Source organism: Saccharothrix sp. DSM 118769 (assembly GCF_052936295.1).
Map to the genome: position 1 here is coordinate 929785 of NZ_CP193627.1, position 18847 is coordinate 948631.

The 18847-nt window shown below is 73.8% G+C and carries 19 protein-coding genes and 1 other RNA gene; 15 read left to right on the forward strand and 5 right to left on the reverse strand.

The features are described from left to right. Positions 1 to 2: 2 nt before the first annotated feature. From ACRAKJ_RS04490 to ACRAKJ_RS04500, 3 genes are read right to left on the reverse strand one after another with little or no spacing between them, the layout of a single operon-like run. Positions 3 to 569, reverse strand: a complete 567-nt coding sequence (locus ACRAKJ_RS04490; RefSeq protein WP_438920273.1) for a DUF1349 domain-containing protein — start codon at positions 567 to 569, stop codon at positions 3 to 5. A gap of 7 nt (positions 570 to 576) precedes the next feature. After that, entirely contained in the window at positions 577 to 1167 is a 591-nt protein-coding gene (locus tag ACRAKJ_RS04495) for a fructosamine kinase family protein (RefSeq protein ID WP_438920274.1), read from the reverse strand. Next, the gene (locus tag ACRAKJ_RS04500) at positions 1164 to 1619 is read right to left on the reverse strand and encodes an arsenate reductase/protein-tyrosine-phosphatase family protein (protein WP_438920310.1); all 456 of its coding nucleotides are present in this window, start codon (positions 1617 to 1619) and stop codon (positions 1164 to 1166) included. The genes ACRAKJ_RS04495 and ACRAKJ_RS04500 overlap by 4 nt, the downstream gene beginning before the upstream one ends. A gap of 136 nt (positions 1620 to 1755) precedes the next feature. On the opposite strand from ACRAKJ_RS04500, the gene ACRAKJ_RS04505 reads away from it, so the two are divergent. The 5 genes from ACRAKJ_RS04505 (at position 1756) to ACRAKJ_RS04525 (ending at position 6575) form a co-directional block, all read left to right on the forward strand. Further along, positions 1756 to 2202, forward strand: coding sequence for a hypothetical protein (locus ACRAKJ_RS04505; RefSeq protein WP_438920275.1), 447 nt, complete (start codon positions 1756 to 1758; stop codon positions 2200 to 2202). A gap of 365 nt (positions 2203 to 2567) precedes the next feature. After that, positions 2568 to 3611: an Rv2231c family pyridoxal phosphate-dependent protein CobC gene (gene cobC, locus ACRAKJ_RS04510; protein ID WP_438920276.1), complete on the forward strand. Its 1044-nt coding sequence runs from the start codon at positions 2568 to 2570 to the stop codon at positions 3609 to 3611. Then, positions 3608 to 4753, forward strand: a complete 1146-nt coding sequence (locus ACRAKJ_RS04515) for a Nif3-like dinuclear metal center hexameric protein (protein ID WP_438920277.1) — start codon at positions 3608 to 3610, stop codon at positions 4751 to 4753. The genes cobC and ACRAKJ_RS04515 overlap by 4 nt, the downstream gene beginning before the upstream one ends. Continuing rightward, positions 4750 to 5487, forward strand: coding sequence for a zinc ribbon domain-containing protein (locus tag ACRAKJ_RS04520; protein WP_438920278.1), 738 nt, complete (start codon positions 4750 to 4752; stop codon positions 5485 to 5487). The genes ACRAKJ_RS04515 and ACRAKJ_RS04520 overlap by 4 nt, the downstream gene beginning before the upstream one ends. Continuing rightward, positions 5484 to 6575 (forward strand): bifunctional RNase H/acid phosphatase, encoded by a 1092-nt coding sequence (locus ACRAKJ_RS04525; protein WP_438920279.1) that lies wholly within the window; start codon positions 5484 to 5486, stop codon positions 6573 to 6575. The genes ACRAKJ_RS04520 and ACRAKJ_RS04525 overlap by 4 nt, the downstream gene beginning before the upstream one ends. Before the next feature lie 30 nt (positions 6576 to 6605). Here ACRAKJ_RS04525 and ssuE read toward each other — a convergent pair whose 3' ends face one another. After that, the gene (gene ssuE, locus ACRAKJ_RS04530; protein WP_438920280.1) at positions 6606 to 7163 is read right to left on the reverse strand and encodes an NADPH-dependent FMN reductase; all 558 of its coding nucleotides are present in this window, start codon (positions 7161 to 7163) and stop codon (positions 6606 to 6608) included. A 222-nt stretch (positions 7164 to 7385) separates the two neighbouring features. Here ssuE and rnpB point away from each other — a divergent pair. Next, positions 7386 to 7785, forward strand: an RNA gene (gene rnpB / locus ACRAKJ_RS04535) — RNase P RNA component class A. 343 nt (positions 7786 to 8128) lie between these two features. After that, complete coding sequence (locus ACRAKJ_RS04540; protein WP_438920281.1) at positions 8129 to 9745, forward strand: DUF6345 domain-containing protein; 1617 nt, start codon at positions 8129 to 8131, stop codon at positions 9743 to 9745. A 194-nt stretch (positions 9746 to 9939) separates the two neighbouring features. Here ACRAKJ_RS04540 and ACRAKJ_RS04545 read toward each other — a convergent pair whose 3' ends face one another. Then, complete coding sequence (locus ACRAKJ_RS04545) at positions 9940 to 10419, reverse strand: ParB family protein (RefSeq protein WP_438920282.1); 480 nt, start codon at positions 10417 to 10419, stop codon at positions 9940 to 9942. Positions 10420 to 10804: 385 nt separating this feature from the next. Here ACRAKJ_RS04545 and ACRAKJ_RS04550 point away from each other — a divergent pair, with 385 nt between their 5' ends. From ACRAKJ_RS04550 to ACRAKJ_RS04585, 8 genes are all read left to right on the forward strand, one after another. Further along, positions 10805 to 11083, forward strand: coding sequence for a hypothetical protein (locus tag ACRAKJ_RS04550; protein WP_438920283.1), 279 nt, complete (start codon positions 10805 to 10807; stop codon positions 11081 to 11083). A gap of 3 nt (positions 11084 to 11086) precedes the next feature. Next, positions 11087 to 11605 (forward strand): hypothetical protein, encoded by a 519-nt coding sequence (locus ACRAKJ_RS04555; protein ID WP_438920284.1) that lies wholly within the window; start codon positions 11087 to 11089, stop codon positions 11603 to 11605. Continuing rightward, positions 11586 to 14453, forward strand: a complete 2868-nt coding sequence (locus ACRAKJ_RS04560; protein ID WP_438920285.1) for an ATP-binding protein — start codon at positions 11586 to 11588, stop codon at positions 14451 to 14453. The genes ACRAKJ_RS04555 and ACRAKJ_RS04560 overlap by 20 nt, the downstream gene beginning before the upstream one ends. Then, complete coding sequence (locus tag ACRAKJ_RS04565) at positions 14450 to 16354, forward strand: hypothetical protein (protein WP_438920286.1); 1905 nt, start codon at positions 14450 to 14452, stop codon at positions 16352 to 16354. Before ACRAKJ_RS04560 ends, ACRAKJ_RS04565 begins: the two co-directional genes overlap by 4 nt. Beyond that, a complete protein-coding gene (locus ACRAKJ_RS04570) occupies positions 16354 to 16962 on the forward strand; it encodes a hypothetical protein (RefSeq protein WP_438920287.1) in 609 nt (202 codons plus the stop codon). The genes ACRAKJ_RS04565 and ACRAKJ_RS04570 overlap by 1 nt, the downstream gene beginning before the upstream one ends. Before the next feature lies 1 nt (position 16963). Next, positions 16964 to 17965 carry an NlpC/P60 family protein gene (locus tag ACRAKJ_RS04575; RefSeq protein WP_438920288.1) on the forward strand — a complete coding sequence of 334 codons (1002 nt, stop codon included), beginning with the start codon at positions 16964 to 16966 and terminating at the stop codon, positions 17963 to 17965. A gap of 12 nt (positions 17966 to 17977) precedes the next feature. After that, positions 17978 to 18568, forward strand: coding sequence for a hypothetical protein (locus ACRAKJ_RS04580; protein WP_438920289.1), 591 nt, complete (start codon positions 17978 to 17980; stop codon positions 18566 to 18568). A 73-nt stretch (positions 18569 to 18641) separates the two neighbouring features. Continuing rightward, positions 18642 to 18830, forward strand: a complete 189-nt coding sequence (locus ACRAKJ_RS04585) for a hypothetical protein (RefSeq protein ID WP_438920290.1) — start codon at positions 18642 to 18644, stop codon at positions 18828 to 18830. Positions 18831 to 18847: the final 17 nt, after the last annotated feature.

Sequence of the window (18847 nt, forward strand, 5' to 3'; positions counted from 1 at the left end):
CCCTACGCCGGTGTGACCTGCACCCGGTCGAACCGGGCGGTGAACCCTGGCCCGTCCGGGGCCGCCGCCATCACCCCGGCCAGGGCTTCCGCGCCGGGCGGGAAGTACGCCAGGCGCAGCAGCGCGGTCGGTTCGGCGTCGCCGGTCCCGTAGCGCAGCGTGACCGCGTCGCCCTCGCGGGTCGCGGTGATGACGACCCGGTCGACCCGGCCGACGCCCACCACCGACCAGTCGGAGAAGTCCCTGGTCACGACGGTGCTGATCTGGAACTCGCCGTCGACCAGCTCGACGCCCGCCTTGATCCAGTTCCGGTCGTCGAGGTGCAGCGCGATGCCCGCCTGGTCGTACTGGGCGGCGTACTCGCCGGTGAACGAGGCGGTGACGGTGAGGTCGCCGGCCAGCGGCACGCCGAGGACGTGCGCGGAGTCGCGGTCGTAGCCGTAGTGGGTGGTGCGCCACAGGTCGGTGCCCGGGTCGGCGGTGACGGTCAGGACGTCGTCCCGGTGGTCCCAGGAGCGGGGCTCGTTGAGCCACCGCCAGTCGTCACGGCCGAAGAGTGTGATCCCCATCGCACCATCATGTCAGCGCGCGGGCCACCGAGAGGGCCTGTCGCGCGTACTCGCGGCCGAACAGCGCCGCGTGCACGAGCAGCGGGAACAGCTGGTGCAGCGGAACGCGGTCGCGCCGGCCGGGTTCCAGCGGGCTGACCTCGTGGTACGCGGCGAGCACGCGGTCGAGGTGGGGGCAGCCGAACAGGTCGAGCATCGCGAGGTCGGTCTCCCGGTGGCCGCCGTGCGCGGCCGGGTCGATCAGCCACGCCCGGCCGTCGGCGGCCCAGTGCGCGTTGCCGCCCCACAGGTCGCCGTGCAGCCGGGCCGGCGCCCGCCCGAAGTCCTCGGCCGCGCCCGGCGAGGGGCGGCCCGGTTCGACCCGGTCCACGCACAGCCGGCGGTCGTGGCCGCGCACGCCCGGGACCGGCGGCCCGTCGGGTTCGGCGAGCCACGCCAGGGAGGCGGCCTCGGCGAGCGCGGCGCCCGGGACGTCGTGGCGCTTGACGACCACCCGGCCGCCGTCGGCGAGGCCCACCTCCCACACCGCGCCCGCGATCCGCCGCGCCCCGGCGGCGGGCACGCCGGTGAGCCGGGCCGCGGCGCCGGCGGGCGTCACAGGTTCTCGCGGGTCCAGGCCAGCAGGCCGGGCACGGCGGCCTCCACCATGTCGATCACCCGGCCGAAGCCCTCCTCGTCGCCGTAGTACGGGTCGGGCACGTCCACGCCGTCCGCGTCCGGGTCGAACGAGCGCAGCAGCCGCACCCGGTCCGGGTCGTCGACCAGCCGGCGCAGCGCGCGGGCGTGCCCGGAGTCCAGGGCGACCAGCAGGTCCGCGCCCAGGTGGTCCTCGTCGACCTGCGCGGCGCTGTGCCCGGTGGGGTAGCCGCGGTCGGCCAGCGACCTGGCCGCGCGCGGGTCGGCCGGGTCGCCCGCGTGCCAGCCGCCGGTGCCCGCGCTGGTCACCTCCACGAGGTCACCCAGGCCGGCCCGGCTCAGGTGCTCGCGGAATATGATCGCGGCCACGGGGGAACGGCAGATGTTGCCGGTGCAGATGAAGGCGATCGTCAAGGGCACGGCAGGTCAGTCTGCCAGGGGTTGGGCGCTCCGGGTGAGGGCGCTGGACGCGGTGCCCGGCGCGCACGACCATCGAACGTGACCGGCTCTCGTTGGGGGTCCGATGTCAGGGGTCGTGGTCGGTGTCGTCGTGCTGCTCGCCGTCGCGGTGGTGGTGGCGGTAACCGTCGTGCTGCGGCGGCGCTCGTGGCCCGCGACGCCCGCGTTCGCCCGCCCCCGGCCGGTGCACTCGCCCGGCGGCCCGACCGCCGACCCCAACGCCGGATTCTTCACCGACCGGGGTTTCCTCTTCCGGAAAAGGCATTTCTTCGTCGGCACGGGATGCCCGCCGGTGCTGGTGACCGATTTTCCGTCACTCGACGTGTCGCAGCGGGAACAGCCCGTGCGCATTGCCCGGCAGGGCATTCGCGTGTGGTGGTGGTTCGAGGGCGAGTTCTACCGCGAGGCGGCCGGCCTGGGCGCGGACGACGTGCTCGCGTGGGTTCGTGAGCGGGAACGACGGCAACGGGCCAGGCAGGAGCGGGCGCGGTTGCTGTCCGCCGCGGAGGAGAGCCTGCGAAAGCGCGACAACGGGTAACGAACGAGCGGGGAATTCCGACGCCAATCCCGTAGGGAATCTCGGGGGAAGGAACGCGAATGACTCGCACATGTGTGGTGCGCCGGGTCCGGCAGACCTATTCGGAGCGGTCGGCGCCGGGCCGCGCCGGGACGTCCGGGGGACCGCGGAAGGTCGGGGACAGGTGAACGAACCGTCGCTGTGCCGCCTCGCCTCCCGAGAGGCCCCCTCGCTCGCGCACCTGCTGCTGAGCATCGCCGTCGTGTTCCTCGCCGTGGCCGCCTCCGTGCTCTGACCCCGGTGCCCCGGTCCCGGTGCTCCGACCCCGCCGCCGCCGGGGGTCCTCCTCGACCGGCCGGCGGCGCAGATCGCCTAGACTCGCGGCGATGACCAGCCAGGATTCCGGCCGGGCGCTGCTGCGCCACCACGGGGACGTCGACGCCGCGCCCGGGCTCGCGGACTTCGCGGTCAACGTGCGGGTGCCCCGCCCCCCGGCCTGGCTGCGCGACCGGCTGGTCGCCGCGCTCGACGACCTGGGCGCCTACCCGGCCGCCGCCGCCGACCTGCGGGCCCGCGAGGCCGTCGCCGCCCGGCACGGCCGCTCGCCGGACGAGGTGCTGGTGCTCAACGGCGCCGCCGAGGGCTTCGCGCTGCTGCCGAACCTGCGCCCGGCGCTGGCCGCCGTGCTGCACCCGTCGTTCACCGAGCCCGAGGTGGCGCTGCGGGACGCGGGCGTGCCGCTGCGCCGGGTGCCGCTGCGCCCGGAGGACGGCTACCGGCTGCGGCCCGAGCTGGTGCCGGACGAGGCGGACCTGGTGGTGCTGGGCAACCCGACGAACCCGACGTCCGTGCTGCACCCCGCCGAGGTGGTCGCGGCGCTGGCCCGACCGGGCCGGGTGCTGGTGGTGGACGAGGCGTTCGCCGACGCGATCCCCGGCGAACCGGAGTCGCTGGCCGCCCGCGCCGACCTCGGCGGGCTGCTGGTGCTGCGCAGCCTGACCAAGACGTGGGGCCTCGCGGGGCTGCGCGCGGGCTACTTCCTGGGCGCGCCGGAGCTGCTGGGGTGGCTCGCGGCGACGCGCCCGCCGTGGCCGGTGGGCAGCCTGGTGCTGGAGGCCGTCGCGGCGTGCTGCTCGCCCGCGGCGGTGGCCGAGGCCGAGGCGCTGGCGTGGGAGGCGCGCGAGCACACGTCGCTGGCCGTGGCGCGGCTGGGCGACCTGGTGGTCGTGCCGCCGGCCGCGCCGTTCGCGCTGCTGCGCGTGCCGGACGGGGAACGGGTGCGGTTGGCGTTGCGGGACAAGGGGATCGCGGTGCGGCGCGGCGACACGTTCCCCGGCCTGACCCCCGACCACCTGCGGGTCGCGGTGCGCGCGCCCGAGGAGTTCGCGCTGCTGGTGGACGCGCTGCGAGTCGTGCTGGAGGACGTGTGACGACCACGCTGGACGACGTGCTCGGGGCGCTGGAGGCGGCCTACCCGCCCGCGACCGCCGAGTCGTGGGACGCGGTCGGCCTGGTGTGCGGCGACCGCGCCGAGCCGGTGACCCGGGTGCTGTTCTGCGTCGACCCCGTCCGGTCCACGGTGGACGAGGCGCTGGAGGTGGGCGCGCAGCTGCTCGTCGCGCACCACCCGCTGATGCTGCGCGGCGTGACCGGCGTCCCCGCCGACGACCCCAAGGGCGCCCTGGTGCACCGGCTCGTCCGGGCCGGCGTCGCCCTCTACACCGCGCACACCAACGCCGACGCCGCCGACCCCGGCGTGTCCGACGCGCTCGCCCGCGCCCTGGGCCTCACCGTCACCGGCCCGCTGTCCCCCGTGCCCGCCCGGCCGCTCGACGCGCTCACCACCTACGTGCCCGTCGACCGCGCGCAGCGGGTGCTCGACGCCCTGCACGCCGCCGGCGCGGGCGCGGTCGGCGACTACCGCGACGCCGCGTGGACCGTCGAGGGCACCGGCCAGTTCCGGCCGCTGCCCGGCGCGGACCCCGCCGTCGGCGCCGTCGACCGGCTCGAACGGCTGCCCGAGACCCGCCTGGACGTGGTGCTGGACCGGCGGCGGCGGGCCGACGTCGTGCGCGCCCTGCGCGCCGCCCACCCGTACGAGGAGGTCGGCTTCACGCTCACCGAGCTGGCCGAGCTGCCGTCCCGCGCGGGCATCGGCCGGATCGGCGAGCTGCCCGCCGCCGAACCGCTGAGCGCGTTCGCGCAGCGCGTCGCCGACGCCCTGCCCGTCACCGCGTGGGGCGTGCGCGCCGCGGGCGACCCCGACCGGCCCGTCCGGCGCGTCGCGGTGTGCGGGGGAGCGGGCGACGGCTACCTGTCCGCCGCGGTCCGCGCGGGCGTCGACGCCTACGTCACCGCCGACCTGCGGCACCACCCCGCGGGCGAGCACCTCGCCGCCGGCGGCCCCGCGCTCGTCGACGTGTCCCACTGGGCCAGCGAGCAGCCGTGGTGCGCGCAGGCGGCGGACGTGGTGCGCGCCGCCTTCGGCGGTACGGTCGAAGTCCTCGTCTCCACCCGCCGGACCGACCCGTGGACCGTCGGCGCGACGAGCCGAACAGGAGGACCTCAGTGAAAGCCGATCCCGCCGTGCAGCGCAGGCTGCTCGACCTGGCACAGGTCGACGCCGAACTGTCGCGCGTGACCCACCGTCGCCGCACGCTGCCCGAGATCGCCGAGATCGCCGAGGCCGAGAAGCAGGTCCGGGCCAAGCAGGACGCGCTGACCACGGTCGAGACGAACCTGGGCGACCTCACCCGCGAGGTCAAGCGCCAGGAGACCGAGATCGACCAGGTCCGCGCCCGCGAGGAGCGCGACCGCGCGCTGCTCGCCGGCGGCGCGGTGGGCGCCAAGCAGCTCACCGACCTGGAGCACGAGCTGGCCACCCTCAACCGCCGGCGCGGCGCGCTGGAGGACGACCTGCTGGAGCTGATGGAGCGCCGCGAGGCCGTCGAGGCCGACGCCCAGCACGCCCGCGTCGAGCTGGACAAGGCGCAGGAGGCGATGTCCGACGCGGCCCGCCGCCGGGACGCCGCGCTCGCCGACCTGGAGTCCACCGAGGCCAAGCGCACCGCCGAGCGCGCGAAGGTCACCGCCGGCTTCCCCGAGCCGGTGCTCGCCCTCTACGAGCGGGTGCGCGCCCACAAGGGCATCGGCGCGTCGCTGCTCCAGTCCCGCCGCTGCGGCGCGTGCCGCATCGAGCTGGACCGCAGCGCGATGGGCCGCGTCAAGGAGGCCGCGGCCGACGAGGTCGTGCAGTGCGAGGAGTGCGACGCGATCATGGTCCGCACCGGGGAGTCCGGCCTGTGAAGGTCGTCGTCGAAGCGGACGGCGGGTCGCGCGGCAACCCCGGGCCCGCCGGGTACGGGGCCGTCGTGCGCTCCGCGTCCGGCGAGGTCCTGGCCGAGCGGTCCGCCGGGATCGGCGTGGCCACCAACAACGTCGCCGAGTACCAGGGCCTGCTGGCGGGCCTGCGCGCGGCGGCCGAGGTGGGCGCGTCCGAGGTCGACGTGCGGATGGACTCCAAGCTCGTGGTCGAGCAGATGTCCGGGCGCTGGAAGGTCAAGCACCCGTCCATGCAGCCGCTCGTCGCGGAGGGCCGCGAACTGGTGCGCGCGTTCGACCGCGTGACGTACGCGTGGATTCCGCGCGAGCGCAACAAGCACGCCGACCGGCTCGCCAACGAGGCCATGGACGAGCAGGCCGGCGTGCGCGAGGCGGCCCCCGCGGCCGAGGACCCGGTCACCGAGCAGGCGCCGCCGTCCTCGTGGACCGGCGCGGTCGGCGAACCCACCCGCCTGTACCTGCTGCGGCACGGGCAGACGGAGCTGTCGGTGGCCCGCCGCTACTCCGGGCGCGGCAACCCGCCCCTCACCGAGGTCGGCCGGGGGCAGGCCGAGGCGGCGGCCCGGCGGCTGGCCAAGGTCGAGGACCTCGGCGTCGTCGTCTCCTCCCCGCTGGGGCGCGCCGTCGAGACCGCGAGCGCCGTCGCGTCCGCCGTCGGCGTCGAACCCACCACCCACGACGGCCTGATCGAGACCGACTTCGGCGCGTGGGAGGGCCTGACGTTCGCCGAGGCCGCCGAGCGCGACCCCGCGCTGCACCGGCGGTGGCTGTCCGACCCGTCCGTGCCCGCGCCCGGCGGCGAGAGCTTCGACCAGGTGCACCGGCGGGTGCGGCGCGCGCTGACCGACCTGATCTCCCGGCACGGCGGCGCGAACGTCGTGCTGGTCAGCCACGTCACGCCCGTCAAGTCGCTGCTGCGCATGGGGCTGGACGCGGGGCCGTCACTGCTGTTCCGGCTGCACCTGGACCTCGCGTCGCTGTCGGTCGTCGAGTTCTACCCCGACGGCAACGCGTCCGTGCGGCTGGTCAACGACACCTCGCACCTGGGTTAACCGGGCACCCGGGTCAGCCGGGCACCCGGGTCAGCCGGCCGGCCGGAGCCGGGGGCGCTCACGGCGGTACCGGGCCTCCTCGACGGCGTGCGCGAACCGGTCCACCGCGCCGTCGACGGCCTGCCGCGCGTTCGGCGCGATCACGTCGCCCTCGATGTCGGCGTCGAGCACGAATTCGCCGCGCAGCACGCTGTCCGCGCCTTTCCCGGCGAGCAACGGGTTGAGCGCGTAGTCCATCGCGACGAGGAAACCCTGGCTCCCGCCGGTCGCCAGCGGGAGGACCACGCGACCGCGCAGGGCCTTCTTCGGCAACAGGTCCAGCAGCGCTTTCACCAGTCCGCTGTAGGCCGCCCGGTACACCGGGCTGGCGACCACGATCCCGTCGGCGCGCAGCACCGCGGCGACCGCGTCACCGATCTCCGGGTCCCGCAGGTCCTCGGTGAGCAGCGACAACGTCGGCAGCCGGCGCACGTGCAGGGTGCGCACGTCGTAACCGGCCTCGCGCAGCAGGCCGTCGACGTGCTGCACGACGATGCCGGTCCGCGACACCGGTGACGGGCTGCCGGAAATCATCAGAATGGAGGACATGGGTGCTGGCACCTTTCGGGAAAAGGCTCGGAGTACGAGATAAAAGGTGTCAGCGACAACAGATCGCGGCGGCGGTGCGGCCGAAGTCCACGTGCCGGCGGCGGGTCAGTCCCCCGATTCCTGGCATGGTTGCGAGTAGAGCAGTCGGGTCCACACCGCGACAAGGTTCGGCCCGGCTGGTTCCACTGCCTGGGAACCGGTCGGCTATCCTGGGCGCGCGGATGAGTCGGCAGGGCGGCCGCGTCGACAGGATTAACGTCTGTCGCCGAGGAAAGTCCGGACTCCACAGGGCAGGGTGGTTGTCAACGGCAACCAGGGGCGACCCTCGGGACAGTGCCACAGAGAACAGACCGCCCCGGCGCGAGCCGGGGTAAGGGTGAAACGGTGGTGTAAGAGACCACCAGCGCCCCCGGTGACGGGGGCGGCTAGGTAAACCCCACCCGGAGCAAGGCCAAGAGGGTGCCCCAGGGCACCTGCGCAGGCGATCGAGGGCTGCCCGCCCGATGCCTGCGGGTAGGCCGCACGAGCCTGTCGGCGACGGCAGGCCGAGATGGATGGCCGCCGAACGGGACCGCCGCGAGGCGCCCGGGAACAGAATCCGGCTTACGAGCCGGCTCATCCGCCCCCATTCCCCGGTCCGACCCGGCCCCGGTCCGGCCGCCCAGGTCGGACCCGGCCCCGTCCGGCCGCTCGGGTCCGGCCCGCTCCCTGCGGACCACCGAACCACCCCGACCGCCGATGTGCGGTCACCCCGGCTCGGCACCTCTCCGTCCACTGTGGAGCGACGCAGGTCGGGGCGGTGCGCGGGCAGACCCGTCCGCCTAGCCATCCTTTGCGCGCCAACGACGTTACAAGAGTGACTCCGATCGAGTGGATGTCCGACTCGTCCGGTATCAACGCCCCGCTCCCCGAGTCCTCCGAACGCGCCACGGGCCCTGCCCCGGCGGCGCAGAAGGAGGAAACGCATGTCCACCACCAGACGACGGGGAGCGACGCTGCTCACCCTGTCCGGTTTGCTGGGCGCGGCGGCGCTCACCGGTGCCGCCGCCGGCACCGCGTCCGCCGCCGACGAACTGCCCGTCTACGCCGTCCGCTCCGAGGGGCTGACCCAGGAGCAGGCGGCGGCCCTGCAACGGGCGTTCGGCCTCAAGTCCGTCGAGCGCACGCCCGAGGGCGTCGTCACCTTCACCGACGAGGACCGCCACCTGCGCGTGCCCGGCATCGACCGCGGCGCGGGCCAGCCCGACGAGAGCGGTCAGGCGACGAACCAGACCCAGCTCGACCTCACCGCCATCCGCGGGCTCAGGGCCGTTCCCACCGCCGACGCGGTCAAGCGCGTCGACGAGACCCTGCGCGGGATCGGCCTGCTGCCCGCCGGCGCCGTGGCGAGCGCCTCGCACACGACCCTCGACATCACCGACACCGGCGGCAACCCGGTGGTGAGCGCCCCGCTCGACACCACCGTGGCGTTCGCCTTCTCGCTCGGCGGCGTGCCGCTGGAGGGACCCGGCTCGAAGGTCCGCGTCTCCCTCGACGGCACGGGCGCGGTCACGCAGCTCACCTACGCCACCCGCGCCGTCGCGAGCGCCGGGCTCAAGCCGGTGCTGACCCTCGACCAGGGGCGGCAGGAGTGCGCGAAGGCCCTCGGCGACACCGCCCTCGGCCCGGTCGACTACGCCTACCCGTCCGGCCCGCTCGGCGCGGGCGCCACGCAGCTGGAGCCGTTCTTCCGCTGCCAGGGCGCCGAGACCGGCGAGTCCGCGCCGGTGCTCTACGTGCCCGCCGTCGTGGGCAGCCCCGCCCCGCCGCAGGACCCGGCCGTGCCGCCGCGGTCGCGCGCCGCCTCGGCCGGTGACGTGGGCGCGCAGTGGACCACCCGGACCGACGTCGGCAGCTCCGGCACCGGCACCTGCCAGTTCCTGCCCGGCGTCCCCGCCGACATCACCGGCTTCAACAACCGGTTCACGTCCGCGGGCGTCCCCGTGCAGTTCAGCTGGACCGGCGCCAACGCGTGGGAGCAGGACTTCAAGGACCCGGCGTTCGCCGGCGGCCAGGACCACCTGTACGCCGACGACGTCGACCTGACCTACTACCACGGGCGGGGCGGCGCGTTCGGCCTGTCGTTCGCCGGGTGCAGCGCCGTCACCGACACCACGCTGCGCAACACCGAGGCCCGCTGGGGCAACCGGGACGCCGAGTGGATGAGCCTCTACACCCCGAGCCTGCTCCAGGCGACGGCGAGCGGCCAGGCGTGGTGGCAGCGGTGGGGCCCGGCGTTCCGCGGGCTGCACCAGATCAACAGCTTCGAGACCGGCGTGGTGCAGAGCAGCGCGTTCGGCTCGCGGTACGGCAACTACCTGCTGCGCAGGCCGTTCCTGAACTTCCTGCGGCCGATGAAGGTGCGCGTGGCGTGGGCGCAGGCGTCGATCGACACCCAGCCGGCGTGGGTGCGGTGGTCGACCATGGGGCCGATCGGCAGCTCGTGGATCGCGAACTTCGACGACTACTTCTGGGGTCGGGGGCCGGTCGGGCCGGACACCCTGCCGACCGTGGGGTACTGGCGGATCTCCGGTCCCAGCTGACCCGTCCGGGTGACCTGTTCGGGTGACCTGTCGCGGCGTCGCCGCCACGCCCGGCACCCCGCAGCGGATCGATGGTCACGCCGCGTGGCGGCCACCACCGCGGAGGGGAACCGGGAGTGGTGACCGACCCGCGGTGACGAGGGGGTCCCTTCCGCGCCTGGGGGCGGGAAGGGGCCCCTTCGCGGTGCCGGGGGTCAGGCCGGGGCGATCCCGTCGACGCCGTCGGCCGAAGCCGGGGTCGGGGTGGGCGCCGGGGCCGAGGTCCGGGCCGGGTCCTGCACCGGGCGCTCGACCTGCACCGGGCGCTCGACCTGCACGGGGTGTTCGACCGGGGCCCGGCGGGCGGGGCGGCCGGGTGGCATCCGGATCACCGGGCGGAACGCCTCGCCGTCGTTGTAGCGGCGCTCCAGCTCGGCCACGTAGGCCGCGACGGCCGGGTTCACGATGTCGGCCAGGCTCCGCACGCCTGCCGTGGCCTCGTAGGCCGCCAGGTAGGTCGCCGCGGCTCTGGCCCGTTCCAGCACGTCCTGGTCGAAGTTGACCGTCCGCTGCACCCGCCGCCCGGTTCGGCGCCCTTCCCCGGTAACCTGATCACCGCCGGGGAACGCCACCGCGACGGTGATTTCGTTCACTCCGGCGGCTGGGTCGGGCGCGGCTTCCGGCGGCTGGGCCATGAGCGAGCCTCCTCGGCGTCGTCACTCCGGTGGGTGCGGACCGTTCGGACCTGCCGTTGGGCCGGACGGGGCACACTGTGGTGGTCGGCGAACGGGGGGCCTGCGGTCGTGCACACGGTGCGTGACCAGGGAGTTCGCAGTCGGGTGAACTGTCTCGGCAATCGGGAGAATCAGAGGTCCCAGGTTCTCCACCGGCTTCCCCGGACCCATCATGTCTGTGGTCAGATTAGACGTAATCGACGCACAGGGGAACGGTTTGATCTACCCACCGCCAGCCGATCGACACACCTCGTGACGACGAAGACGTGTTCTACTCGATAACGCACGAACCGGACGGGCACCCCTCGGCCCGCCCGGCGCCGTCCTGCGTACTCAGGAGTACGAGATGACCGCCTTGACCCTGGTAACACTCGCGCAGCAGCAACCGCCCGCACTGGGCACAGGCGGGGTTCGCCAGTGGATTCTCGACAACCTCGTCCCGCTGCTCCTGCTCACGGTGGCGCTGCTGCTGCTGTGGCTCGGCGGCGGCAAGGGCGACAACGCGGGTGTCATGCGCCGCCTCGGCGGCGTGATCATCGCGCTGGCGATCATCGGACTGGCCGTGACCACGAACGCGGGCGCGAACATCGGCTCGTGGATCGCGGGCCTGTTCACCGGCGGGTGACCCTTGCGGGTACGCACTGACGACGAGGTCTACCGGGTCGACGCCGTCTGGCTCGGCCCGCCCAAGGCGACCTTCCCGTGGCGCGCGCGCTACGTCGCGTGGGGTGTCGGGATCGTGGTCTTCCTGCTGGTGACGGCGCTCCAGCGACAGCTCGGCTTCGGGTTCGACTTCATCAACACCGGGTGGGGCTTCGTCATCACGATCGCCCTGACCAGGTTCATCTGCACGCGGATCAGCCACGAGCGCCCGCTGTCGTCGGTGATGGCGATGTGGGTGCGCGAGCTGACCGCGCCGCGCGAGACGACCTCGGGCAAGGGCGGCGCCGCCAGCGCCGCCCGCATCCGGGTCAACCGGGAACGCCCCCGCAGGAGGGTTCGGCCCGGGAAGTCGGAGAAGGCGGCGAAACGCGCCGCCGCCGCCGCCCGATCACAGCAGCAGTCCCGATCAGAGCAGCCCCCGTCCCAGCAGCGCAGGCCAGATCGCCGTAAGAAGGAGGTGCGCGGTGTTCGGACGCCGGCGTGACCGTGACCGACGCTCCGCTGCGCACGTCGCCCAGCACGCTGCCGCCGCGCGCGACGACCGCAAGGTCTACAGCAAGCGCGGCCGCCGCCTGCCCGGCGAGCAGGCCGTCCCCAGCTACACCCCGTCGATCTCCGCGCGCAGCATCGACGGCCACCTGCTGCGCACCGGCCAGGAGGTCTACGCCTGGTACAAGCTCGCGCCGCAGCGGTGGTCGTTCCGCTCGGACTCGCAGCGCCAGGACCTGATCGCCGCCATCGCGGGCCAGTACGCCGAGCTCCAGGGCCGCTGGATGCACCTGCGCGTGACGACCCGGCCGTACCCGATCCGGATGTGGGCCGAGGCCCACGTGCACAACGCCGTGCGCCGGCTCCCGGACACCCCGGGCACGCTGAGCTTCGACGACTACATGGTCGGCGAGCAGCAGCAGCTGATGGGCCGTTCGATGGCGGAGAAAGAGGTCTACCTGGGCGTCCAGGTGCAGACCCGCAACATGATGGACCGCGCGGTCGAGCGCGCCGCCCCCGTGCTGCGCAAGGTCTTCCCGGACGCGGTGGACGCCGAGCTGGTCGCCATCGAGTCGGAGATCGACCACCTCGACCAGGTGATCGGCTCCGCGGGCCTGGAGGGCCGCCCGGCGACGGCCGAGGAGATGTCCTGGCTGATGCACCGGTCGTGCTCGCTGGGCCTGCCCGCGCCGCGCAACCTGCCCGCCGTGCCCGGCGCGCCGTGGGAGCCGGAGGACCTGGCGTCCTTCACCGACGCCGCCGACTTCCACCAGGAGCCGTACGCGCCGACCGTCACGGTCCGCGGGCGCACCGGCTCCAACGCGGGCATCAAGCGGCACGTCGCCGTGCTCACCGTGGGCCTCATGCACGGCCTCCAGATCCCCGAGGTCGACGACCCGTGGGTGCAGCGGTCCGACCGCCTGCCCGCGGCCGTCGAGTGGTCGGCGCGCATCTACGTGCGGCGGCCCGAGGAGGTCTCCGGCGAGCTCCAGCGGCAGATGTCGAAGGTCCGCTCGCAGGTCCGGCACTACACCGACGAGCACGAGCTGGAGCCGCCGCAGTCGCTGGCCCGGCAGGCGTCGCGGGTGCTGGAGATCGACGACGAGATGACGTCGGGCTTCACCGCCCTGGGCACCCGGGTGCGGTCGTGGTGGCGGCTCGCGGTGTCCGGGCCGACCGAGCGCGAGGCGCTGCGGCTGGCCCAGGCGCTGCTCGACCTCTACAAGCCGAAGGTCGCCATCGAGCACCCCGAGGCGCAGTACGCCATCGCCCGCGAGTTCATCCCCGGCGAGCCGCTGTCGTCCTCGGCGTACCTGCGGCGCGGCTCGGTGCTGTGGGCGGCCAGCTCGGTGCCCACGGCCACCGCCGAGGTGGGCGACCGGCGCGGCATCCTGCTCGGCGAGACCGTCACGGCCACCCGCCGCCCGGTGGCGTGGGACCCGTGGATGGCGCAGGAGCTGCGCGACTCGTCCGGCCTGACCGCGATGGTCGCGGGCCTCGGCGCCGGCAAGTCGTTCCTCGGCGGCGGCATCGTCTACAAGACGCTGCGCGCCGGGGCGCACTGGACGCTGCTCGACCCGTCCGGGCCGCTGGCCGCGCTGTGCGAGCTGCCCGAGCTGAAGCCCTACGCCCGGCCCATCAACCTGCTCAACGCCCAGGCGGGCATCCTCAACCCGTACCGCGTGGTCGCCGAGCCGATGCTCGAGCACTTCATGGACGAGGAGGACCCGGAGCGGACGTGGCGGCGCGAACGCGCGCTGGCCGCGGCCACCCGCCGCCGCCTCGTGCTCGACGTGCTCACCGGCCTGCTGCCGTACGAGGTGGCCCGGCTGCCGCAGACCCGGATCGTGCTGCTGCGCGCGGTCCGCACCGTCGGCGGCCGGCCCGACGCGCACCCCGGCCAGGTCTTCGAGGCCCTGCGCCGGGACGCGTCCGAGCACCACGAGCACGCCGTCGTCGTCGCCGACTTCCTCGACGAGATGCGGGAGCGCATGTCGCTGCTCATCCCCGAGCAGGACCTCGACCCGTACGACGAGGCGCGCGACGACCGGCTCACCGTCCTCACCATGGCGGGCCTGAACCTGCCGAAGGACGGCACGGGCCGCGAGCACTGGACGGACGCGGAGTCCCTCGGCGTGGAGATGCTGAACCTCGCCGCGTGGCTCACCCAGCGCTCGATCTACGAGCGGCCGAAGGACCTGCGCAAGGGCGTCTGGATCGACGAGGCGTTCTTCCTGTCCGAGGTGCCCACGGGTCGCGTGCTGATGAACCGCTTCGCCCGCGACTCGCGGAAGTGGAACGTCCGCGTGCTGCTGTCGTCGCAGATCCCGGCCGACTTCCTGCGCATCCAGGGCTTCGTGGCCCTGCTCGACTCGGTGTTCGTGGGCCGGCTCGACGACGACCAGGCGCAGGCCGACGCCCTGCGGCTGCTCAAGGTCCCGGTCGGCGCGGGCTACGAGCAGGTCGTGGCGTCCCTGGGCCGCCGCCCCGGCGGTGTCCGCAACAGCACCGAACGCGACCGCGCGCCCCGCCAGTTCATCTTCGGCGACGGCGCGGGCGGCGTGGAGCGCATCCGGGTCGACTTCTCCGGACCGCACCTGGAGCACCTGCGCAACTCGCTCGACACCACTCCGGACGCGCTGCGCGAGAGCGCGGAGGGTGCGGAGGTCGAGGTGTCGTCGCCGCGGCAGGACCCGTTCGACCACCAGGACCAGCAGCAGTACCCGGACGACTACGACGACGAGCTGGCCGCCGACCTGGAGGTCGGGTTGACGGACGAGCTGGTCGAGTCGGCCCACGGCGAGGGGGGAAACCGCCGCAACGGTCGGGAAGGCGCCGCATGAGCACCCTCCTGCTGGTGGCGCTGGTCGCCGTCGCGCTCCACGCGCGACGGCGCTTCAGACGCGCCCGTGAAGAGGGCGCGCCCACGAACACCCGCCCGCGCCGTTGGCGCGCGATGGGCCTGGTGGTGGGCATCGTCGCCCTCCAGGTCGTCCTCGGGGCGACCCCCGCGCAGGCCGCTCCCTGCGGTGACGCGCCGAACCCGGAGCGCCCGGGGTCGGGCATGGTCGGCGCGATCGACCCGCCCATCGGCAACGGCCTGCCCGGCACCCCGTACCTGACCTACGGGTACGCGGGCATGGTGTGGCACACCTACCAGGAGAAGTGCTCCATCCCGAACGCCACCCCGGTGCTCGACACGTGGATGGGCAACGAGCTGTTCAACGTCGGCAAGAACATCGTCGGCGCGACGAACGCCCTGCACTACACGGTGGTCGGCCAGGGCCTGCTGCAGCCGCTGGACGAGGCGGTGCGCGACGGCGTCCAGAAGGTCTACGACAACGTCTACCTGCGCTGGTTCGGCCTGGTCGCGCTGATCCTCGCGGTGCTGATGTTCCGGCAGATCTGGCAGGGCGACCTCGCGTCGATCTCGAAACGCGGCATGTGGGCGCTGGCCGCGATGTGGCTGGCGACCTCGACGCTGGCGCTGCCCCAGTTCTACGACCTGCTCGACAGCACCCTGGTCACCAAGACGTCCGAGATCCAGGCGGGCTTCATCGACGTCGACGAGGGCACCGACACGCTCGACGTGCTGCCGTCGCGCCTGCACGACTCGGTCGTCTACCAGTCGTGGCTGCGCGGCGAGTTCGGCGCGCCCGAGGCGCCGCAGGCCGCCGAGTTCGGGCCGAAGCTGCTGGCCGTCCAGGCGTGGACGGTGCAGGAGCTGGCCGAGCACAAGGACGGCGACCAGACCGCCCTGGACGCCAAGAAGACCGAGTTCAAGAACATCTACACCCAGCTCGGCCCGACCCAGGGCTACTTCACCGGCGACGACGGCGGTCGCACCGGCGCCGGGTTCCTCTCGCTGCTCCAGGCCGTCGCGTTCTCGCTGTTCCAGCTGTTCGCCAAAGCCGCCGTGCTGCTCGCGCAGCTCCTGCTGCGGGTGCTCACGCTGGCCGGGCCGCTCATCGGCCTGGTCGCCCTGATCCACCACGACCTGCTGCGCAAGGTCGCCCGTGCCGCCGCCGTGACCGTGTTCAACGTGCTGGTGCTGGCGGTGCTGGCGGGCACGCACGCGCTGCTGCTCCAGGCGATCTTCAACGCCACCGGCCTGACGCTGCTGACCAGGACGCTGCTGGGGCTGATGCTCACGCTCGTCTGCTTCATGGTCGGCAAACCGATGCGCCGCATGTGGCAGATGGTCGAGATGTCCGTCGGCACGGCGGGCAACGCGCTGCCGATGCGCGGCGGCATCCTCTCCCGGCTGCGCAAGCAGAAGGAGGGGCCGACGCCGCAGGACGAGTTCTGGGACACCGTGCGCGACACGGACCCGGACGGTCCCGAGGTGCCGCAGCGCGACCGGCGGCGGGTGCGGCCCGAGGCGGCCAGTCCCGTCGTGGCCACGGCGCAGCGGCTCGACCGGGCCGGCAACAGCGTCGGCGGCGGCGAGCTGGGGTCCGGGGTCGGCGGCGGGTCGGCGGCGTTGCCCGTCGGCGGTCACGCGGGGCCCGCGGCGCTGCCGTCGGGGCGGTCCCGGGTCGTGGACGCGCCGCCGGTGGCCGACCGCGGGTGGGACCGGGTGGACGACGCGGTGCTGGTGCCGTCACGGGTGTCGAACGGGTTTGCCCGCGTCGACGGCCCGGTGGTGCCCGGACCGCGGCGGGCGGAGACGGAGGTCGTGGCGGGTCGGCAGGTCCACGTGATCTACCGGCCCTCACGCGGGCTTGAGGTCAGGGACAGCTGATGCCGATCAGGACCAACCGCGGGCGGACCGCGGTCTACCGACGCCTGTGGGGGTGGCCGCTGCGGTCGCCCCGCCACCTCGCCACGGCGGTGGTGCTGTTCCTCGCGCTGGTCGGGGTGGTCGGCATCGTCATCCCCCAGGCGCTCGGGCGCCGCTCCGCCGCCGGGCCGGCCACGACGACGTCCACGACCGGTCCCACGAGCGCGGGCGGGAACCAGATCGGCGTGCTGCCGACGGTGACCACCTCGCCGCTGCCGACGAAGGCGCCCAGCCCCACGCCGGCGGGCACGTCGGTGCCGGTGGACACCAACGCCCGGCTCGTCGCGGACATGTGGATCGACGCCTACGCGAACTTCACGCCCGGCAAGACCACCAAGGAGCAGTGGCTCGAAGGGCTGAAGGGCGTCACCGCGGACGAGCTGTTCCCCCGCTTGCAGTCGGTCGAGCCCGCGAACGTGCCGGTGGTGATCGACCAGGCCGTCACGCCGGCCCGGTCGTTCGCCGATTCGGCGGAGTTCGAGGCGAAGCTGGAGAGCGGCAAGCTCGTCGTGACGGTCGCGAGGCTGCCCGAGGGTTGGCGCGTGCAGAAGTACACGAAGGTGGGGTGACATGCTCAAGATCGCGTTGGCCGTCGCGGCCGTGGTCGCCGTGGTCGCCGTGACGGTGACCAACGGGGTGTCCACCGTCATCAACGAGAACACCCCGACCGACGAGGCGGGCAACATCCGCATGGCGAGCTGCAACGCCTCCCTCGGCCCCTGGGAGGGCGGCAGCCAGGAGAAGGGCGCGGCCGAGGCCGAGCGGCTCTCCGAGGACCAGCGGACCACGGTCGCGAACATCATCAAGATCGGCCGCGAGCGCAAGCTGCCGCCGCTGGCCTGGCAGATCGCCATCCAGGCGGGCATGACCGAGTCGGGGCTGCGCAGCCTCGACTACGGCGACCGCGACTCGCTGGGCATCTTCCAGATGCGCCCGTCGATGGGCTGGGGCACCCCGGCCGAGGTGATGGACCCGCACTACGCGATCAACAAGTTCTACGACGTGCTGCTGGCCCTGCCGAACTGGGAGGAGCAGCGCCCCGGCGACTCGGCGCAGGACGTGGAGCGCTCCGCGTTCCCCGACCGCTACCACAACTGGGAGGCGATGGCGGCCTTCCTGATCGGCAAGGAGGGCGACGTCGTCGACCCGGCCGGCTGCGGCGAGGCCGTCGGCGACTTCCTGCTCGCGTCGAACGCGGCGGCCACCGCCATCGACTTCACCAAGCAGCAGCTCGGGGAGCCGTACCTGTGGGGCGGCAACGGGCCGGACGCGTGGGACTGCTCGGGCATCCTGGTCAAGGCGTTCGGCGCGGCGGGCGTGAAGATCCCGCGCGTCGCGAACGACCAGTACGTGGCCGGCGGCGCGCACCTGCCCGTGCGCGAGGCCAAGGCCGGTGACCTGATCTTCTGGGCGACCAACCCCGCGCAGCCGGTCACCGTGCACCACGTGGGCATGTACCTGGGCAACGACGAGTACATCCACGCGCCGCAGACCGGTGACGTGGTCAAGATCAGCAAGATCAACTGGAACTACCACGAGTTGATGCCACTGGCCGTGCGGCCGGGCGTGTAGGGAGGCACGACGGTGTTCAACCACGACCCCATCCAGCGCCACGCCGGGCCGCCCGCGTCGAGCACGCCGACGCGGGACTACCTGAGCACGCGCCCACCGGGGGTGGACGAGGCTTACGCGGTGCTGCCGCGGTCGCTGGTGGAGGCCATGCCGCTGCCCTGGCAGCAGCAGATGGCGCACCTGCTGGCCGACTTCCACCGCACCTACGCGCACCTCAACTGGCCGGTGTACCGGGTGGTGCCGTCGCGGCGGGAGCGGCTGGTCGACCTCGACGAGGAGCAGCTGGCCGAGGTCGGGGCGATCGTGGAGATCGACTCGGACGGCGAGCTGGTGTACCGGGACCGCACGGGCAGGCTGATCGCCGACCCGGAGAACCAGTCGGTGCTGGTGTCGGTGCTCGACCCGATCCCGGGCGACCACGCCAACGCCAACCAGAACACGCCGCCGCGCGGGTTCCCCCAACCGCCCGCGATGCCCCAGCCCGCCATGCCCCCGATGCCCCACCCCGCGGCCCACCCCGCGGCCCACCCGCCGGTGGTGCCGCAGCCCTCGTTCCCGCAGTCCGGTCCGCTGCCGGTGCAGCAACCCCCGCGCCGGCCCTGACGGCGGCGGTGGCGGCGGTGACGGTGGCGGCGCCCGACATGACATGCGTGCCCGTGCATGGAAACCTGGGTCCATGGCTGCTGATCCGAACGCGTGGTACTACTGCCTGACCCACCGCACGGTCGAGCACGGCGTGGGCTGCCGCGGCGCCGACCGGATGGGGCCGTACCCGGACGAGGCCGCGGCGCGGCGCGCGTTGGAGGCGGCCCGCGAGCGGACCGAGGCCGAGGACAAGGCCGACAAGGAGTGGGGCAAGCGCTGAACCCGGTCTAGGGTGCA

Excerpts from the sequence above, each read along its gene's own strand:
- cobC (WP_438920276.1), top strand. The coding sequence starts at position 2,568 with ATGACCAGCCAGGATTCCGGCCGGGCGCTGCTGCGCCACCACGGGGAC.
- ssuE (WP_438920280.1), bottom strand. The coding sequence starts at position 7,163 with ATGTCCTCCATTCTGATGATTTCCGGCAGCCCGTCACCGGTGTCGCGG.
- ACRAKJ_RS04570 (WP_438920287.1), top strand. The coding sequence starts at position 16,354 with ATGCCGATCAGGACCAACCGCGGGCGGACCGCGGTCTACCGACGCCTG.
- ACRAKJ_RS04490 (WP_438920273.1), bottom strand. The coding sequence starts at position 569 with ATGGGGATCACACTCTTCGGCCGTGACGACTGGCGGTGGCTCAACGAG.
- ACRAKJ_RS04550 (WP_438920283.1), top strand. The coding sequence starts at position 10,805 with ATGACCGCCTTGACCCTGGTAACACTCGCGCAGCAGCAACCGCCCGCA.
- ACRAKJ_RS04540 (WP_438920281.1), top strand. The coding sequence starts at position 8,129 with ATGTCCACCACCAGACGACGGGGAGCGACGCTGCTCACCCTGTCCGGT.
- ACRAKJ_RS04585 (WP_438920290.1), top strand. The coding sequence starts at position 18,642 with ATGGCTGCTGATCCGAACGCGTGGTACTACTGCCTGACCCACCGCACG.
- ACRAKJ_RS04565 (WP_438920286.1), top strand. The coding sequence starts at position 14,450 with ATGAGCACCCTCCTGCTGGTGGCGCTGGTCGCCGTCGCGCTCCACGCG.
- ACRAKJ_RS04545 (WP_438920282.1), bottom strand. The coding sequence starts at position 10,419 with ATGGCCCAGCCGCCGGAAGCCGCGCCCGACCCAGCCGCCGGAGTGAAC.
- ACRAKJ_RS04575 (WP_438920288.1), top strand. The coding sequence starts at position 16,964 with ATGCTCAAGATCGCGTTGGCCGTCGCGGCCGTGGTCGCCGTGGTCGCC.